The following is a 15908-nucleotide window of genomic DNA, read 5'->3' as shown; positions in this document are numbered from 1 at the left end:
GGCAACGGCGGCGGAAACGGCAAACGCTGAGCTCTTCCCGGGGCGGCGGCATCTCCCGCCGCCCTGACTTTCTTGACGAAAGGTAAATTCGTCTCTGTAACCCATTGATTTTCTTACGGCGCATCGATGTCCCATCGTGGGACACCTCGATCGGCGTCCTTCGGCGCCCTCGCGCCGCGCCCTCTTCGCATCCGCGCGCGCCCCTGCTAGACCGGTCCCGCAACCAGACCGGAGGCCGCCCGTGACCAAGCCCGTCATCCTGACCATCCTCGACGGCTGGGGCCTGTCCGACGACACCACGGCAAACGCCCCCTACCTGGCGAAGACCCCGACCATCGACCGGCTGATGGAAACCTGCCCCCATGCCCGCCTGACAACGCACGGCCCCGACGTGGGCCTGCCGCGCGGCCAGATGGGCAATTCCGAGGTCGGGCACACCAATATCGGCGCCGGCCGCGTGGTCGCGATGGACCTGGGCCAGATCGACCTCGCCATCGAGGACGGCAGCTTCTTCGACAACGCCGCGATCCTGCGCTTCGCCGACACGGTCCGCGACGCCGGCGGCCGCGCCCACGTGATGGGCGTCGTCTCGGACGGCGGCGTGCACGGCCACCTGCGCCACCTCGAGGCCGCGGTGAAGCTGCTGACCGACCACGGCCTGCAGGTCCTGGTCCACGCCATCACCGACGGCCGCGACGTCGCGCCCAAGTCGGCCGAGGGCTTCCTGCGCCAGCTCGACGCCGCCCTGCCCGACGGTGCCCGCATTGCCACCGTGATCGGCCGCTACTACGCCATGGACCGCGACAACCGCTGGGACCGGGTTCAGACCGCATACGACGCGATGATCCGCGGGAAGGGCCAGCACGCCTCGGACGCCGAGGCCGCCGTCGCCACCTGCTACGACAAGGGCACCACGGACGAGTTCATCCCCGCCACGGTGATCGAGGGCTACGAGGGGCTGGCCGGGGGCGACGGCTTCTTCTGCCTGAACTTCCGCGCCGACCGAGCGCGCGAGATCCTCGCCGCGATCGGCGACCCGGACTTCGACGGCTTCGCGCGCGACAAGCCCGCGCTGTCGGCCCTGCTGGGGATGGTCGAGTATTCCGACCGCCACAAGACCTACATGGACACCGCCTATCCCAAGCGCGAGTTGAAGAACACGCTGGGCGAATGGGTCGCGAAGCACGGCCTGCGCCAGTTCCGGCTGGCCGAGACCGAGAAATACCCGCACGTGACCTTCTTCCTGAACGGCGGGCAGGAAACCCCCGAAGAGGGCGAGGATCGCGCCATGCCGAAATCGCCCAAGGTCGCCACCTACGACCTGCAGCCCGAGATGAGCGCGGGCGAGGTCACCGACCGGCTGGTCGAGGCGATCGGCGGCGGCTACGACCTGATCGTGGTGAACTACGCCAACCCCGACATGGTGGGCCACACCGGCGATCTCGACGCCGCCATCGCCGCCTGCGAGGCGGTGGATACCGGCCTTGGCCGCGCGCTCGAGGCGCTGGAGAAAACCGATGGCGCCATGCTGGTCATCGCCGACCACGGCAATTGCGAGACCATGGTCGACCCCGAGACCGGCGGGCCGCACACCGCGCATACCACGAACCTGGTGCCTGTGATCCTGCACGGCGGCCCCGGCGGCGCGCGCCTGCGCGACGGGCGGCTGGCCGACGTGGCGCCGACGCTGCTGGCGCTGATGGGGCTGGAGCAGCCCGAGGAAATGACCGGGGAAAGCCTGATCGCATGAAGCGCGTCGCGCTGATCCTGGCCCTTCTGGCGACCCCCGCCCTGCACGCGCAGGACGCGGGCGAACAGGCCCGCGCGGCCGCCCGCGCGATCGAGGAGGCCGCAGCCTCGCTGGAGGCCGCCGAAGGCTCGCGCGACCGGGTGGCCGCGCTGACCCGCACCGTGCGCGCCTACGAGGATGGGCTGGCCGCCCTGCGCGTCGGCCTGCGCGCGGCGGCGGTCCGCGAGACCGCGCTGAGCCGCGAGTTGCAGGCGCGCGAGGCTGAGATCGCGCAGCTTCTGGGCGTGCTGACAGCAGTAGGCGACAAGGCCGGGCCGCGCAGCCTGGCGCATCCTCAGGGCCCGCGCGGCACGGTGCGCGCCGGCCTGATGGTGGCCTCGGTCACACCCGCGCTCGAGGCGCGCGCCGCCGACTTGCGCGCCGACTTGACCGAGGTCTCCGCGCTGCGCGAGCTGCAACAGCAGGCGGCGGACCACCTGGCCAGCGGGCTGTCCGGCGTGCAGGCGGCGCGCACCGCGCTCAGCCAGGCGGTCGCCGATCGTACCGGTCTGCCGCGCCGCTTCACCGAGGACCCGGTGCGCACCGCGATCCTGATCTCGGCCACCGAAACGCTGGACGATTTCGCCGACGGCCTGTCGCAGCTCACCGAGGGCCAGCCCACCGCCCCCGAGGAGCCCGCCAACCTCGACTCCGCCCGCCCGCTTCCGATGCCGGTCCGCGGCACCGTGCTGCGCCAACCGGACGAGGCCGACGCCGCCGGCGTGCGCCGCCCCGGCCTGGTGATCGCGACCGAGCCCGCGGCGCTGGTCACCGCGCCGGCCGCGTCGACCGTGCGCTATGCCGGGCCGCTGCTGGATTACGGGCTTGTCGTGATCCTCGAGCCGCGCGCAGACCTGCTGTTCGTGCTCGCCGGCCTCGACGCCAGCTATGTCGAGATCGGCCAGGTTCTGCCGGCGGGCGGACCGGTGGGGCTGATGGGCGGTTCCGTCGCGGCAGACGGCGTGTCACCTTCCGGTGAAGGGGGTGGTGCCCCGGGAACGGAAACGCTTTATATGGAAGTCAGGGAAGAGGACGGGCCTGTCGATCCGCTGCAGTGGTTCGCAACCGACAAGGGATGATCTGCACATGAGGAAATTCGTGATGGCCGCGGTCGGCGGTGCGTTGCTTTCGGTCGTGGGAACGACACAGTTCGTCGGCCCGCTGCTGGCGCAGGAGACCGAGCAGTCGGCCTCGGTCTACGAGCAGCTCGACCTCTTCGGCGACATTTTCGAGCGCATCCGCGCGCAGTATGTCGAGCAGGTCGACGAGGAAGAGCTGATCGAGGCGGCCATCAACGGCATGCTGACCTCGCTCGACCCGCATTCCAGCTACCTGCCGCCGGACGACGCCGAGGACATGCGCGTACAGACGCGCGGCGAATTCGGCGGTCTGGGCATCGAGGTCACGCAGGAAGAAGGCTTCGTCAAGGTCGTCTCGCCGATCGACGACACCCCCGCCGACGAGGCCGGGATCGAAGCCGGCGACTTCATCACGCATGTGGACGGCGAATCCGTCCTGGGCCTGAACCTCGACGAGGCGGTGGACATGATGCGCGGGCCGGTCGGCTCCGAGATCATCATCACCGTGGTGCGCGAGGGCATCGAGGAGCCGTTCGACGTGTCGATCATCCGCGACACGATCACGCTCACCGCCGTGCGCACCCGGATCGAGGGCGATACCGTCGTGCTGCGCGTGACCACGTTCAACGACCAGACCTATCCCAACCTCGCCGAGGGCCTGGCCGAGCGGATCGAGGAAGCCGGCGGCGAGGACGCGATCAACGGCATCGTGCTCGACCTGCGCAACAACCCCGGCGGTCTGCTGAGCCAGGCGATCCGGGTCAGCGACGCGTTCCTCGACAAGGGCGAGATCGTGTCGACCCGCGGCCGCGACCCGATCGACGGCGACCGCTACAACGCGACGCCGGGCGATTTGGCCAACGGCAAGCCGATCGTCGTGCTGATCAACGGCGGCTCGGCCTCGGCGTCGGAAATCGTCGCGGGCGCCCTGCAGGATCACCGCCGCGCGATCGTCGTCGGCACCAAGAGCTTCGGCAAGGGCTCGGTCCAGACGGTGATGCCGCTGCGCAGTGACGGGGCCATGCGCCTGACCACCGCGCGCTACTACACCCCTTCGGGCCGGTCGATCCAGGCGCTGGGCGTCAGCCCCGACATCGTCGTCGAACAGCCGCCCGCCCGCCCCGAGGAGGAAGCCACCGAGGAAGAGGACGACACCGTCTTCAACCGCTCCGAGGCCGACCTGCGCGGCCGGCTTGACAACGACTCGCTCTCCGAGGACGAGATCCGCCAGATCGAGGAGGACCGCGCGCGCGCCGAGGCGGCCGCCGCCCTGCGCGAAGAGGATTACCAGCTGGCCTACGCCATCGACATCCTCAAGGGCCTGGTTGCGCTGGCTCCGCAGCCGCAGCAGTGACCCGGACGGGGGCGGTGCTGGCGCGCCGCCCCTTTTTTCATCTCCTGAAGTGTCGAGTGGCGCCGCCGATGACGCGCACCGTTTCCCTGAGCTACGAGTACGACGCCTGCCCTGACCGCTTGTGGCGATTGGTGACCGACCTCGCCATGCTCGAGCCGTTGTCGAACGGCCTCGTGACCTTCCGCGGACTGCCCGAGGGTAGGCTGACGCGCGGCCAGTGCCTGGACATCGCGGTGTCGCCCTTCGGCCGGCTGCCCTGGCGGCCCTACGTGATCAAGGTGCTGGATCGTGACGACGACACGCGCCGCTTCCACACGCTGGAATACGGCGCCGGCATCGACCGCTGGGAACACTGGCTGTCGGTCAGCGAGACCCCCTCGGGATCGCGCCTGAGCGAGCGGATCGAGATCTCGGCCGGCGCGATGGCGCTGCCGGTGTCGCTGTGGGCGGGCTTCATGTACCGCACGCGCCACCGTGTGCGCCGGCGCCTTCTGGGCCTGTCGCAATCGCAGGACGCAACATGACCCCGGACGAGATCGCCCGCCTGCCGTATCGTCGCAACGTCGGCGTCGTTCTGGTCAACGCGGACGGGGGCGTCTTCGTCGGCCAGCGCCTCGACAGCGACGTGCCGGCCTGGCAGATGCCGCAGGGCGGGATCGACCCGGGCGAAAGCCCGCGCGAGGCCGCGCTGCGCGAGCTCGAGGAAGAGACCGGGGTGTCGCCCGACTTGGTCACGGTCGAGGCCGAGACCACCGGGTGGGTCACCTACGACCTGCCGCACGACCTGGTCCCGCGCATCTGGAAGGGCCGCTTCCGCGGGCAGGAACAGAAATGGTTCCTGCTACGGTTCCACGGCAGCGACGCGCAGGTGAACATCGCCGTCGAGCACCCCGAGTTCTCGGAATGGTGCTGGCTGCCCGCAGACGCGGTGATCGAGCAGATCGTGCCGTTCAAGCGCCCGGTCTACGAGGCGGTGATTGCCGAGTTCCGCGACCGCCTCTAAGATCCTTCGCCTTCGTCACGTGAAAAGGCCCCGGATTGCCTCCGGGGCTCTTTGTTTTCGGTCCGTCCGCCGCGACGCTTTCAGAGATCGCGCAGCCGTTCCAGAAGCGCCGGGTCCGCGTAGCCGTCGGGCACCATGCCCCGGCTGCGCTGGAAGGCGCGCACGGCGCTCAGCGTGATCGGTCCGATGCGCCCGTCGACGCCGCGCGTGTCGAACCCGACCGCGCTGAGGCGCCTCTGAAGCTCCATCCGTTCGTCGCGCGTGAGCGCCCGATCCCCCTCGGGCCATCCGGCCCGGAACGGCGTGCCGCCCGCCAGCCGGTCGGCCAGGTGGCCGACGCCGATCACGTAGGCGTCGGCGGCGTTGTAGCGCTCGATCACCCGGAAGTTGTCGAAGACCAGGAAGGCGACGCCACGATGGCCCGCCGGCACCAGAACCGAGGCCTGGCCGTGATCGCGCACCGGTTGGCCGTCGGTGCCGACGACGCCGTCCCGAGCCCAGTCGGACGGCAGGCGCTTGATGTCGCGGCTGGCCTGGCCGTAGTCGAACCCGGCGGGCAGCCGCACCTCGACGCCCCAGGGCTGGCCGGTCACCCAGCCGTTCTCGGCCAGGTAATGCGCGGTCGAGGCCAGCGCGTCGGCCGGATCGTCACCCCAGATGTCGCGCCGCCCGTCGCCGGTCCAGTCGACCGCCAGTTGCCTAAACGAGGTCGGCATGAACTGCGTGTGCCCCATCGCGCCCGCCCAGGACCCGGTCATGTTCTCTGGCGTGGTGTGGCCCTCCTGCAGGATCTGCAGCGCGGCGATCAGCTGTTCCTCGAAGAAGGCGGCCCGGCGGCCGTCATAGGCCAGCGTCGCCATCGACCCGATCACCGGGTTCGAGCCGCGGAACGTGCCGTAGGCGCTCTCCAGCCCCCAGATCGCGGTGACGATCTCCTTGGGCACGCCGTACCGGGCCTCGATTTCGCGCAGCAGGGTATCGTGCTCGCGCAGCGCCGCACGGCCATTGTCGATCCGGCTGTCGGACACCGCGCTGGCAAGGTAGTCCCACAGCGTCTTGGTGAATTCGGACTGGTTGCGGTCGCGGCGGATCACGTCGGCGTCGTAGCGCACGTCGGCGAAGGCGCGCCGCAGTGTTTCGGCGCCAATGCCCTGCGCCCGCGCGCGCGGCGTGAACGTCTCGATCCACGCAAGCAGTCCCGCGTCCGAGCCGGACGGCTGATCCGCCGCCTCCGGCGCAGACCCCGGCGCCAGCACGGCGGCGCGCACCCGCGCGGTCGGCCGCAACGACTGCCCCGGCGCGATCGGCGCATAGGACGACCGAGAGACGGTTTCGGCCGCGCCGCCGCGCAGTATCGGCCGTTCGGACCGCTCGACGGGTCCGGCCCAGGCACCGCCGGCGACAAGTCCGCCGGCAAGCGCCGCAACGAGGAAGGTCACGCCCATATCGGTTTCTCCGCTCTGCCCGATTTTTGTCGAGTCTATCGACATCACTGGGCTCTGCGAAGGCGCGATTCCCGTCCCGCGCGAAAAATCGCCGCCCGGCTAGCGCGTCGTGCGGCGCTGGCGGTTGACCTTGCGCTTGACCTTGGCGTCCTTCTTGCCCGCCTTCGCGGCCTTGCGACGGGGCGCGGTGCCGGGCCTCTTGCCGCGGCCCTTGCCCCCGGGCACGCGCCGCGCGCCGCCGCCGTAGGTCTCGTCCTCGATCTCGAGCATCTCGAACGCGATGCCGCCGGTCACCGGCGCGGCCTCGATCAGGCGCACGCAGGCGCGCATGCCGATGGCGATGACGCGGCCGGTGTCGGCGCCCATCAGCGTGCCGCTGTCGCGGTCGAAGTGGAAGAACTCGCGCCCCAGCGTGCCGATCGGCACCAGCCCGTCGGCGCCGGTCTCGTCCAGCTTCACGAAGACGCCGAACCGCGCGATCCCGGCGATGCGGCCGGTGAACTCGGCGCCGACGCGGTCCGACAGATAGGCGGCAAGATACCGGTCCGTCGTATCCCGCTCGGCCATCATCGAGCGGCGTTCGGTATCGCTGATGTGCTGCGCGGTCTGCTCCAGCTTGTCGATCTCGTGCGGGCTTAGCCCGTCGTCGCCCCAGCCATGCGCCGCGATGAGCGCGCGGTGCACGACGAGGTCGGAATACCGCCGGATGGGCGAGGTGAAATGCGCGTAATCCCGCAGCGCCAGGCCGAAATGGCCGAAGTTCTTCGGGCTGTAATAGGCCTGCGTCATCGAGCGCAGGGTCGACAGGTTGATCAGCTCGGCATCGTCCGAGCCCGCCGCCTGGTCCAGCAGCCGGTTCAGGTGCTCGGTCTTCAGGACCTGCCCCTTCGCCAGCGTGAAGCCCGCCGCCTCGGCCGTGTCGCGCAGGCTTTCCAGCTTGTCGGCGGGCGGCTCCTCGTGGACGCGGAACAGCAGCGGCACGTCCTTCTCGTTCAGCACCTGCGCGGCGGCCACGTTGGCGAGGACCATGAACTCTTCGATCAGCTTGTGCGCGTCCAGCCGCTGGGTGAAGTCGACCGAGACGACTTTGCCCTCGTCGTCCAGCGCGATCTTGCGCTCGGGCAGGTCCAGGTTCAGCGGCTGGCGACGCTCGCGCGCGGCCTTCAGCGCGGCATAGGCGGCGTAGAGCGGCCGGATCACCAGGTCGAGCAGTGATTCCGTCTGGTCGTCGGGCCGGCCGTCCATCGCCGCCTGCACGCGCTCGTAGGTCAGCGACGCCGGTGAGCGCATGAGCCCGCGAACGAACTTCTTGCGCCGCAGCTCGCCCTCGGCGTCGATGGTCATGCGCACGGCGATACAGGCGCGCGGCACGCCCTCGTGCAGCGAGCATAGGTCGCCCGACAGCCGGTCGGGCAGCATCGGCACGACGCGGTCGGGGAAGTAGCTTGAATTGCCCCGCCGCCGTGCCTCGGCGTCCAGCTTCGAGCCCGGGCGCACGTAATGCGCAACATCGGCGATGGCGACCCACAGCACGTGTCCGCCGGGGTTCTTCGGATCGTCGTCGGGTTCGGCAAAGACCGCATCGTCGTGGTCGCGCGCGTCGCTGGGGTCGATCGTGACCAGCGGCAGCTCGCGCAGGTCCTCGCGCCCCTTCAAGCCCGCCGGCTTCATCCGGTCGGCCTCGGCCAGCACGTCCTCGGGGAAGTCGTCGGGAATGCCGTGGTGATGAATCGCGATCAGCGAGACGGCGCGCGGCGCGGTCGGATCGCCCAGCCGCAGCAGGATGCGCGCGCGCGGCAGGCCCATGCGGCCCTTCGGCCCGGCCTGTTCGGCCTCGACCAGCTCGCCCTCCAGCGCGCCGCCGGTGGCGTCGGCGGCGACGGTCCATTCCTTGTCGCTGCCCTTCTCGATCGGCACGATGCGGCCACCCTCGGCGCCCTTGCGGAAGATGCCGACCACCTTGCGCGGGCTGGACCCGATGCGCCGGATCAGCCGTGCCTCGTAGTTGTGATCTTCCTCGTGCACGACCTGCAGCTTGGCAAGAATGCGATCCCCCTCGCCCAGCGCCGGATCGCTCTGGCGCGGCACGACCAGCACGATCGGCTCGACCCCCTCGCCGTGCCATTCCAGCGGCCGGGCGAACAGGTCGCCGTCCGCGTTCGGCGCCTGCACCTGCAGCACGCTCACCGGCGGCAGGCGGTCGGGGTCGCGGTAGGTCTTCTTGCGCTTCTCGAGATGCCCCTCGTGCTCGAGCTCCTTGAGCACGCGCTTGAGGTCGATGCGCGCCGCGCCCTTGATGCCGAAGGCCTTCGCGATGTCGCGCTTCGAGGTCAGCGTGGGATTCTCGGAGATCCAGTCGAGGATGTCCGTCTTGGTGGGGATCCGTGTCATGCCTCGCACGTAGCACGGGCGCCGGACGTCGTCATGGGCAATTGCGATGCGGGCCAGCAGGCATTCGCGACGCTGCCGGTTCGGTGACCGACCGGGCGCAGACGCTATTCCGCTGTCAGGTCGCGCTTCATCATTCGGTGGTCGATACCCGCGTCGTCGAAGACCGGCCCGTAGGCTTCGAATCCGAGGCGTTCGTAGAAGGCCAGCGCCGGAAGCTGCGCGCCCAGGACAGCGGTCCGCGCCCCGGGCCGCGCACGGATCACCTCGACGGCGGCCTCGACAAGCGCGGCGCCCAGCCCGGTGCCCCGGAACGGCTGCAGGACGCAGACGCGGCCGATCTTGCCTTTCTCGTCATCGAACAGGATGCGCGCCGTCCCGGTCGGCACGCCGTCGACCGTCGCCAGCAGGTGCACCGCGTCGCCGTCCCGGCCGTCGATTTCTTCGGCTTCCGAGACGCCCTGCTCCTCGATGAACACGACACGGCGCAGCGCGTGGCAGGCGTCGATGTCGGTCGTCTCTGCGATTGTGACGCTCATGCGAAGTACGCGCGCAGGATGCGGCCGTAGATCGCCTTGAGCTGGCCGATCTGTGCCACCTCGACCCGTTCGTCGACCGCGTGCATGGTCTTGCCGACCAGCCCGAACTCGACGACCGGGCAATGATCCTTGACGAAGCGCGCGTCCGACGTGCCGCCCGAGGTCGACAGGACGGGCGTCACACCGGTTTCGGCTGCGACGGCGGAGGAAACCAGCTCCGACAGCGGCCCCGGCGGCGTCAGGAACGCCTCGCCCGAGACCTTGACGCGCACCTCGGTCTTGGTGCCGAACGCGGCGTCGATCGTCGCGGCTTCGTCCTGCAACCTGCGGGCCAGGCTGTCGCCGCTGTGCAGGTCGTTGAACCGGATGTTGAGCGTGGCGCGCGTCTCGGCCGGGATGACGTTGGTCGCGGGATTGCCGGTGTCCACGGTGACGACCGCCAGCGTCGAGGGGTCGAAATGCTCGGTGCCCTCGTCCAGCGCCTGCGACGCCAGCCGGTCCACCAGCCGCGCCACCGCCGGCAGCGGGTTCAGCGCGCGGTGCGGATAAGCCGAATGGCCCTGCGTCCCGCGCACCGTGATCCATGCGTTGAGCGAGCCGCGCCGCCCGATCTTCATCATCTCGCCCAGCGTGTCGGGGCAGGTGGGCTCTCCGACCAGGCAGACCGACAGGCGTTCACCGACCTCGGCCATCCAGTCCAGCAGCGCAGCCGTGCCGTCGACCGAGTCGCCTTCCTCGTCGCCGGTGATGGCCAGCACCACCGCGCCCTCGGGCGGCGTGTCGGTGACGAAATCGACGGCGGCGGCGGCAAAGGCGGCGACGCCCGACTTCATGTCCGTGGCGCCTCGGCCGTACAGGAACCCATCCGCCTGCTCGGCCCCGAAGGGGTCGTGCGTCCAGTCCTCGGCCCGGCCGATCGGCACCACGTCCGTGTGGCCGTTGAAGCCGAAGGTGCGCGCGTGGCCGCGCGGACCCCAGCGGGCGAACAGGTTCGACACGCCGCCACGGTCGACGCGCGTGCAATCGAACCCCGCATCGGACAGCAGCGCCTGAAGCAGGTCAAGTGCGCCGCCTTCGTCGGGCGTTACGGAGGGGCAGCGCACAAGGCGGGCGGTCAGGTCCACGGGATCGACGGGCATGGCTGTTCCTTCGCGGTTCGCCCTTGGCTAGCGCGGTGCGACGGGATTGGCAAATGCCCGAAAGTCAGTCGTGGAAGGGGGTCACCTGCGCGACGATGACTGCGTTTTCTTCCAGCGCGCGCGCCATCAATGCGGCCTCGTCGTCGTCGATCTCGTGGCCCTCGGCGCGACGCTCGGCCTCGGTGCCGTAGCCTGTCACGTCCAGCGGCGCCATGTCTGCCTGCTTGAGGATGGCGACGGTCTCGCGCACCGCCTCGGCCTCGTCCACGCCCGAGGCGTAGCACATCAGCGCGGCGCCCTTGGCGCCATCGGGCAGGCCGTCGCCTTTGGTGCGGCCCACCTCGACCACCAGCGTGTAGACCTGGTGGACTTTCGTGTCCTTCGGCTTTGCGGTCTTGTTGGTCATGGCTGGCCCCGTATCGTGACGGGGCCAGCCTTATCGCGTCGTCTCACCCGACGAAAGGGTCAGGTGCGGCCCTTGATCGCCCGCCAGGCGAAGATCAGGATGCAGGCCCCGATGATCCCGACGATCAGCTGGCCGATCCATCCGGTCAGCGTCGAGCCGACGATGAGCACCAGCAGGAAATTCGCGACGACCGCGCCCACGATGCCCAGAATGATGTTCGTCAGGAGGCCGTGATCGCCCCCCATGATCTTCTCGGCGATCCAGCCTGCAAGGCCGCCCACGATGATGGCGGCGAACCAACCCAAACCTTCCATGTTCATGTCTCCCATTGAACCAGATACCCGGGCGCAACGTCACGACATGGTGAGCGGTTCCGCTAGTCGCGGAGCAACTCGTTGATTCCGGTCTTCGAGCGTGTCTTTTCATCCACACGCTTCACGATCACGGCGCAGTACAGGTTCAGGTTGTTCTTGGTGGGCATCGAGCCCGACACGACGACCGAGTACGGCGGCACCTCGCCCATGAAGACCTCGCCGGTCTCGCGGTCGACGATCTTGGTGGACTGGCCGATATAGACGCCCATCCCAAGGACCGAACCTTCGCGCACGATGACGCCCTCGACGACCTCCGACCGCGCGCCGATGAAGCAGTTGTCCTCGATGATCGTGGGGCCGGCCTGCATGGGTTCCAGCACGCCGCCGATGCCCACGCCGCCCGACAGGTGCACGCCCTTGCCGATCTGCGCGCAGCTGCCCACGGTCGCCCAGGTGTCGACCATCGTACCCTCGTCCACGTAGGCGCCGAGGTTCACGAAGGACGGCATCAGAACGACGCCCGGCGCGATGAAGGCCGACTTGCGCACGACGCAGTTGGGCACAGCGCGGAAGCCGGCGGACTTCCACTCCTCGTCGCCCCAGCCCTTGAACTTGCTGTCGACCTTGTCCCACCAGCCGCCGCCCTGCGGCCCGCCGGGCTGGATCTCCATGTCCTTGATGCGGAAGCCCAGCAGGACCGCCTTCTTGGCCCACTGGTTGACGTGCCAGGTGCCGTCCTCGCCACGCCCGGCGACGCGCAGCTTACCGCTGTCGAGCGCGTTCAGTGTGTCCTCGATCGCCTCGCGGGTTTCGCCGCCGGTGGCGGGCGTGATATCAGCGCGGTTTTCCCAAGCGGCTTCGATGGCGGTTTCAAGCTGTGCGTTCGACATGGTCCGGTCCCCTTGCGGATGGTTCCGAGGCGCTATAGCGCCGGATTGCCCCTGCGACAATGCGCAGGGACGCCGCTGGCGCCTTCCCCTTTACCGGGCAAGGCGATAGGCGTGGCGCACCGAGACGAGGAGATGACCATGGACGACGACCGCCGCAGCGCGTTCCGGGATGCCGGCGACGACCGCACCACCGCCGCAGGCGTGCCGCAGACGCCGCAGACGCTGTCGCCCTCGTACCGCCTAGCCTTCGCCGACGACGATTTCCTGTGCCAGAAGGAATTGCGGCCGGTGCGCCTGCAGCTCGAACTGATGAAGTTCGAGATGCTGCTGGACCAGCATGGCATCGATTCGACCATCGTGCTGTTCGGCGGCGCGCGCATTCCCGCCCCGGCCGACCGCGAAACGGCGCGCACGCAGACGCTGGCGGACCTGTCGCATTTCTACGACGAGGCGCGGGCCTTCGCCGCACTGATGACCGAACGCTCGGTCGCGTCGGGCAACCGTGACTACGTCATCTGCACCGGCGGCGGCCCCGGCGTGATGGAAGCCGGGAATCGCGGCGCGGACGAAGCCGGCGGCGTGTCGATCGGCCTGAACATCGTGCTCCCGCACGAACAGGCGCCGAACCCCTACGTGACGCCGGACCTGGCGTTCAACTTCCACTACTTCGCCATCCGCAAGATGCACTTCCTGATGCGCGCGCGGGCGATCTGCGTCTTCCCCGGCGGCTTCGGCACGCTGGACGAGATGTTCGAGGCGTTGACCCTGATCCAGACCGGGCGCATGGACCGCGTGCCGTTCCTGCTGTTCGGCCGCGCCTTCTGGGAGAAAATCATCAACTGGGACGCGCTGGCCGACGCCGGCACGATCAGCCCCGAGGATCTGGAACTGTTCCGTTTCGTCGAAAGCGCCGATGAGGCCGCGAAGACGATCGACGAATGGAAACCGGCGCCCAAGCGCGACGAGATCCCGGGCCGCAGCCAGCGCTGAGGTCGGCTCAGCGGCGGAGGGTTTCGCTGACCGCGGGTGCGGCGATGCCCTCGACCCAGCGGGCGATCACGGCCCGCGCCGCAGCCTCGTCGCGGTCGTCGATCGCGGCGCGAAGGGCCCGCATCGCGTTCGCCGTCTCGAACTCGGACAGGAAGCTTTCCTGCGCGCGCAGGATCTTGACGTGCGGCGTGGTCAGCATGTCGGGCGAGATCAGCAATTCCTCGTGCAGCTTCTCGCCTTGGCGCAAGCCGGTGATGCGGATCTCGATATCGCCGTCGGGATTGGCGGCGTCGCGTACAGTGTAGCCCGCGCCCTCGATCATCTGCCGCGCCAGACGGCGGATCGGCACGGACGCGCCCATGTCCAGCACGAACACGTCGCCGCCCCGCGCGAACGATCCCGCCAGCAGCACCAGGCGGGCGGCCTCGGCGATGGTCATGAAGTAGCGCGTGACGTCCGGGTGCGTCAGCGTCACCGGCCCGCCCCGGGCGATCTGCTCCTCGAACAGCGGAATGACCGAGCCGCTCGATCCCAGCACGTTGCCGAAGCGGACCATCGAGAACCGCGTGCGCCCCGAGCGCGTGGCGAGGTCCTGCACGACCAGCTCGGCCAGGCGCTTTGACGCGCCCATCACGTTGGTCGGGCGCACCGCCTTGTCGGACGAGACGAGGATGAACCGGTCGACGCCCGCGTCCCGCGCGACCTCGGCCAGGACCTTGGTGCCCAGCACGTTGTTCTCGAGCCCCGCGATCGGGTTCGTCTCGACCAGCGGCAGGTGCTTGTAGGCGGCCGCGTGCAGCACGACGTCGACGCGGTGACGGCGCATCGCCTCGGCCATCGCCGGTCCGTCCAGGACCGAGCCCAGCACCGGCACGATCGTCGGCTTCACGCCCAGTTCGGCCAGTTCCTTGTCGATCGTGTAGAGCGCCAATTCCGATTGCTCGACCAGAACCAGGCATTGCGGATCGCACGCCAGGATCTGACGGCAAAGCTCGGCCCCGATCGAGCCACCGGCCCCGGTGACCATGATGCGCCGGCCGGTATAGGCGTCGCCGACCGCCGGCAGATCTGCCTCGAGCTGGCTGCGCCCCAGCAGCGAGTCGAGCGGCACCGGCGCCGCCCGCATCGGAACGCCGGCCTGGCCGACCATCTGCGCGAAGGACGGCAGCGCATGTACTTCAACGCCCACATGGCGCAGGCCGTGGGCGATGCGCGACAGCGCCGGCGTGCTGATCGACGGCATCGCCAGCACGATCCGGTCGATCCGGCGCGACCGCACGAGGTCCTCGACGACCGAGGGCGCGTGCACGCGCAACCCGCCGATCACCAGGCTTTGCAGCGTCGGGTTGTCGTCCAGGAACGCGACCGGATAGACGTTCTGGTCGTGGCGCAGCGCGGCGGCCAGCTGGCGACCGGTCTGGCCGGCGCCGTAGATCAGCACGCGCATGCGCGGCTTGCCGCGGCGGTAGATCTCGCTTGTGAGATTCAGCAGCAGCAGACGCCAGGAAACGGTGAGGATCAGCAGGATCAGCCCGGCGATCACATGCTGGCCGAGCGCGATGCCGGTGCCCAGGATCTCGTCCAGACCGATGCCCGCGACGGTCACCAGCATCGCCAGCACGGCGGCGCGCGCGGCGCTGCGCATCTCGAATGCGTTCAGCTTGACCTGCGGCAGGCCCAGCGACCACGTGAGCACGATCGCGGCGAAGGCCATGCACAGCGCCAGCGGCATCGCGGGCGCCAGGGCGGCCGGCTCGCCCCGGACGGACGCGCTCAGCACCACGGCCAGCAGGATCGACGCGGCCGCCACCACGGCGTCGGTCGCCGCGAAGACGCACTGCTTCTGCCAACGCGTCATCGCGGTCACGAGTCGATAGATCATGCGCCTGTCCCCTCGCCCCGTGTCGGGACTTGCATGCCCACGCAGATCGTTCGTTTGCCCGCGCGGCCGCAACTCAACCTTAGGTTACCGCAGGCGCCGGGTTCAAGTCTCGATCCACGCCTTGGCCCCTGCGTCACCTGCCGAAAACGTACCCACGCCGGCTTCTTCATCAACTGCGGAAGGAGCCGGCGGGCGCATGCCCCTTTCGCATGCCATGGGGGTGCTATATGACGCGCGGCAACCTGTCCGGGCGGAAAACGCCCGGACGTGACCGAATGGAGGACCACATGGGTTACAGGATCGTCGTCGCCGGCGCCACGGGCAACGTGGGCCGCGAAATGCTCAACATCCTGCACGAACGCGAATTTCCGGTCGACGACATCGCCGTCCTGGCGTCGCGCCGTTCGCTGGGAACCGAGGTGTCGTTCGGGGACCGGACGCTGAAGACGCAGGACATCGCCGCCTTCGACTTCACCGGCTGGGACATGGCGCTGTTCGCGATCGGCTCGGAAGCGACCAAGGAATATGCGCCGAAGGCCGCCGGTGCCGGCTGCGTGGTGATCGATAACAGCTCGCTCTACCGCTACGACCCGGACGTCCCGCTGGTCGTCCCGGAAGTGAACGCCGACGCGGTCATGGGCTATTCCAAGAAGAACATCATCGCCAACCCCAACTGCTCGACCGCGCAGA

General features: G+C 69.3%; 14 protein-coding genes and 1 pseudogene. 7 read left to right on the top strand and 8 right to left on the bottom strand.

Annotation, left to right across the window (positions count from 1 at the left end; genetic code table 11):
- The first annotated feature begins 241 nt into the window (after positions 1-241).
- The 5 genes from gpmI to ACFDTC_RS13440 all read left to right on the top strand — a co-directional run bounded on the left by gpmI (position 242) and on the right by ACFDTC_RS13440 (position 5225).
- Positions 242-1750, top strand: coding sequence for a 2,3-bisphosphoglycerate-independent phosphoglycerate mutase (gpmI, locus tag ACFDTC_RS13460; protein WP_375259397.1), 1509 nt, complete (start codon positions 242-244; stop codon positions 1748-1750).
- A complete protein-coding gene (locus tag ACFDTC_RS13455) occupies positions 1747-2868 on the top strand; it encodes a murein hydrolase activator EnvC family protein (protein ID WP_375259396.1) in 1122 nt (373 codons plus the stop codon). The genes gpmI and ACFDTC_RS13455 overlap by 4 nt, the downstream gene beginning before the upstream one ends.
- A gap of 7 nt (positions 2869-2875) precedes the next feature.
- Complete coding sequence (locus ACFDTC_RS13450) at positions 2876-4222, top strand: S41 family peptidase (protein WP_375259395.1); 1347 nt, start codon at positions 2876-2878, stop codon at positions 4220-4222.
- Positions 4223-4290: 68 nt separating this feature from the next.
- Positions 4291-4746 (top strand): SRPBCC family protein, encoded by a 456-nt coding sequence (locus ACFDTC_RS13445; protein WP_375259394.1) that lies wholly within the window; start codon positions 4291-4293, stop codon positions 4744-4746.
- Positions 4743-5225, top strand: coding sequence for an RNA pyrophosphohydrolase (locus tag ACFDTC_RS13440; protein WP_375259393.1), 483 nt, complete (start codon positions 4743-4745; stop codon positions 5223-5225). Before ACFDTC_RS13445 ends, ACFDTC_RS13440 begins: the two co-directional genes overlap by 4 nt.
- An 80-nt stretch (positions 5226-5305) precedes the next feature.
- On the opposite strand, the gene ACFDTC_RS13435 is transcribed toward ACFDTC_RS13440, so the two are convergent.
- The 7 genes from ACFDTC_RS13435 to dapD all read right to left on the bottom strand — a co-directional run bounded on the left by ACFDTC_RS13435 (position 5306) and on the right by dapD (position 12346).
- Positions 5306-6670, bottom strand: a complete 1365-nt coding sequence (locus ACFDTC_RS13435) for a lytic murein transglycosylase (RefSeq protein WP_375259392.1) — start codon at positions 6668-6670, stop codon at positions 5306-5308.
- Between the two features lie 99 nt (positions 6671-6769).
- A complete protein-coding gene (gene rnr, locus ACFDTC_RS13430) occupies positions 6770-9061 on the bottom strand; it encodes a ribonuclease R (protein WP_375259391.1) in 2292 nt (763 codons plus the stop codon).
- Between the two features lie 104 nt (positions 9062-9165).
- Positions 9166-9597, bottom strand: coding sequence for a GNAT family N-acetyltransferase (locus ACFDTC_RS13425; RefSeq protein ID WP_375259390.1), 432 nt, complete (start codon positions 9595-9597; stop codon positions 9166-9168).
- Positions 9594-10736: a succinyl-diaminopimelate desuccinylase gene (gene dapE, locus ACFDTC_RS13420; protein WP_375259389.1), complete on the bottom strand. Its 1143-nt coding sequence runs from the start codon at positions 10734-10736 to the stop codon at positions 9594-9596. Before dapE ends, ACFDTC_RS13425 begins: the two co-directional genes overlap by 4 nt.
- A 64-nt stretch (positions 10737-10800) precedes the next feature.
- Complete coding sequence (locus ACFDTC_RS13415) at positions 10801-11142, bottom strand: hypothetical protein (RefSeq protein ID WP_375259388.1); 342 nt, start codon at positions 11140-11142, stop codon at positions 10801-10803.
- Positions 11143-11201: 59 nt separating this feature from the next.
- A complete protein-coding gene (locus ACFDTC_RS13410; protein ID WP_375259401.1) occupies positions 11202-11456 on the bottom strand; it encodes a GlsB/YeaQ/YmgE family stress response membrane protein in 255 nt (84 codons plus the stop codon).
- A 62-nt stretch (positions 11457-11518) separates the two neighbouring features.
- Positions 11519-12346 (bottom strand): 2,3,4,5-tetrahydropyridine-2,6-dicarboxylate N-succinyltransferase, encoded by an 828-nt coding sequence (gene dapD, locus ACFDTC_RS13405; protein ID WP_375259387.1) that lies wholly within the window; start codon positions 12344-12346, stop codon positions 11519-11521.
- A 138-nt stretch (positions 12347-12484) separates the two neighbouring features.
- Here dapD and ACFDTC_RS13400 point away from each other — a divergent pair, with 138 nt between their 5' ends.
- Complete coding sequence (locus ACFDTC_RS13400; protein ID WP_375259386.1) at positions 12485-13336, top strand: TIGR00730 family Rossman fold protein; 852 nt, start codon at positions 12485-12487, stop codon at positions 13334-13336.
- Positions 13337-13343: 7 nt separating this feature from the next.
- On the opposite strand, the gene ACFDTC_RS13395 is transcribed toward ACFDTC_RS13400, so the two are convergent.
- Positions 13344-15218 carry a polysaccharide biosynthesis protein gene (locus tag ACFDTC_RS13395; RefSeq protein ID WP_375259385.1) on the bottom strand — a complete coding sequence of 625 codons (1875 nt, stop codon included), beginning with the start codon at positions 15216-15218 and terminating at the stop codon, positions 13344-13346.
- 287 nt (positions 15219-15505) lie between these two features.
- Between ACFDTC_RS13395 and ACFDTC_RS13390 the strand changes: the two are divergent.
- A pseudogene (locus ACFDTC_RS13390) lies at positions 15506-15908 on the top strand (aspartate-semialdehyde dehydrogenase); the annotation flags it as partial.

The sequence above is a fragment of the Citreimonas sp. genome (assembly GCF_042096055.1).
Classification (GTDB): Bacteria; Pseudomonadota; Alphaproteobacteria; order Rhodobacterales; family Rhodobacteraceae; genus Citreimonas.
Note: the sequence above shows the minus strand (reverse complement) of the source record. Positions and strands in the feature narration are given on the sequence as shown.

Excerpts from the sequence above, each read along its gene's own strand:
- ACFDTC_RS13455 (WP_375259396.1), top strand. The coding sequence starts at position 1,747 with ATGAAGCGCGTCGCGCTGATCCTGGCCCTTCTGGCGACCCCCGCCCTG.
- ACFDTC_RS13450 (WP_375259395.1), top strand. The coding sequence starts at position 2,876 with ATGAGGAAATTCGTGATGGCCGCGGTCGGCGGTGCGTTGCTTTCGGTC.
- ACFDTC_RS13445 (WP_375259394.1), top strand. The coding sequence starts at position 4,291 with ATGACGCGCACCGTTTCCCTGAGCTACGAGTACGACGCCTGCCCTGAC.
- ACFDTC_RS13440 (WP_375259393.1), top strand. The coding sequence starts at position 4,743 with ATGACCCCGGACGAGATCGCCCGCCTGCCGTATCGTCGCAACGTCGGC.
- ACFDTC_RS13435 (WP_375259392.1), bottom strand. The coding sequence starts at position 6,670 with ATGGGCGTGACCTTCCTCGTTGCGGCGCTTGCCGGCGGACTTGTCGCC.
- rnr (WP_375259391.1), bottom strand. The coding sequence starts at position 9,061 with ATGACACGGATCCCCACCAAGACGGACATCCTCGACTGGATCTCCGAG.
- ACFDTC_RS13425 (WP_375259390.1), bottom strand. The coding sequence starts at position 9,597 with ATGAGCGTCACAATCGCAGAGACGACCGACATCGACGCCTGCCACGCG.
- dapE (WP_375259389.1), bottom strand. The coding sequence starts at position 10,736 with ATGCCCGTCGATCCCGTGGACCTGACCGCCCGCCTTGTGCGCTGCCCC.
- ACFDTC_RS13415 (WP_375259388.1), bottom strand. The coding sequence starts at position 11,142 with ATGACCAACAAGACCGCAAAGCCGAAGGACACGAAAGTCCACCAGGTC.
- ACFDTC_RS13410 (WP_375259401.1), bottom strand. The coding sequence starts at position 11,456 with ATGGAAGGTTTGGGTTGGTTCGCCGCCATCATCGTGGGCGGCCTTGCA.
- dapD (WP_375259387.1), bottom strand. The coding sequence starts at position 12,346 with ATGTCGAACGCACAGCTTGAAACCGCCATCGAAGCCGCTTGGGAAAAC.
- ACFDTC_RS13400 (WP_375259386.1), top strand. The coding sequence starts at position 12,485 with ATGGACGACGACCGCCGCAGCGCGTTCCGGGATGCCGGCGACGACCGC.
- ACFDTC_RS13395 (WP_375259385.1), bottom strand. The coding sequence starts at position 15,218 with ATGATCTATCGACTCGTGACCGCGATGACGCGTTGGCAGAAGCAGTGC.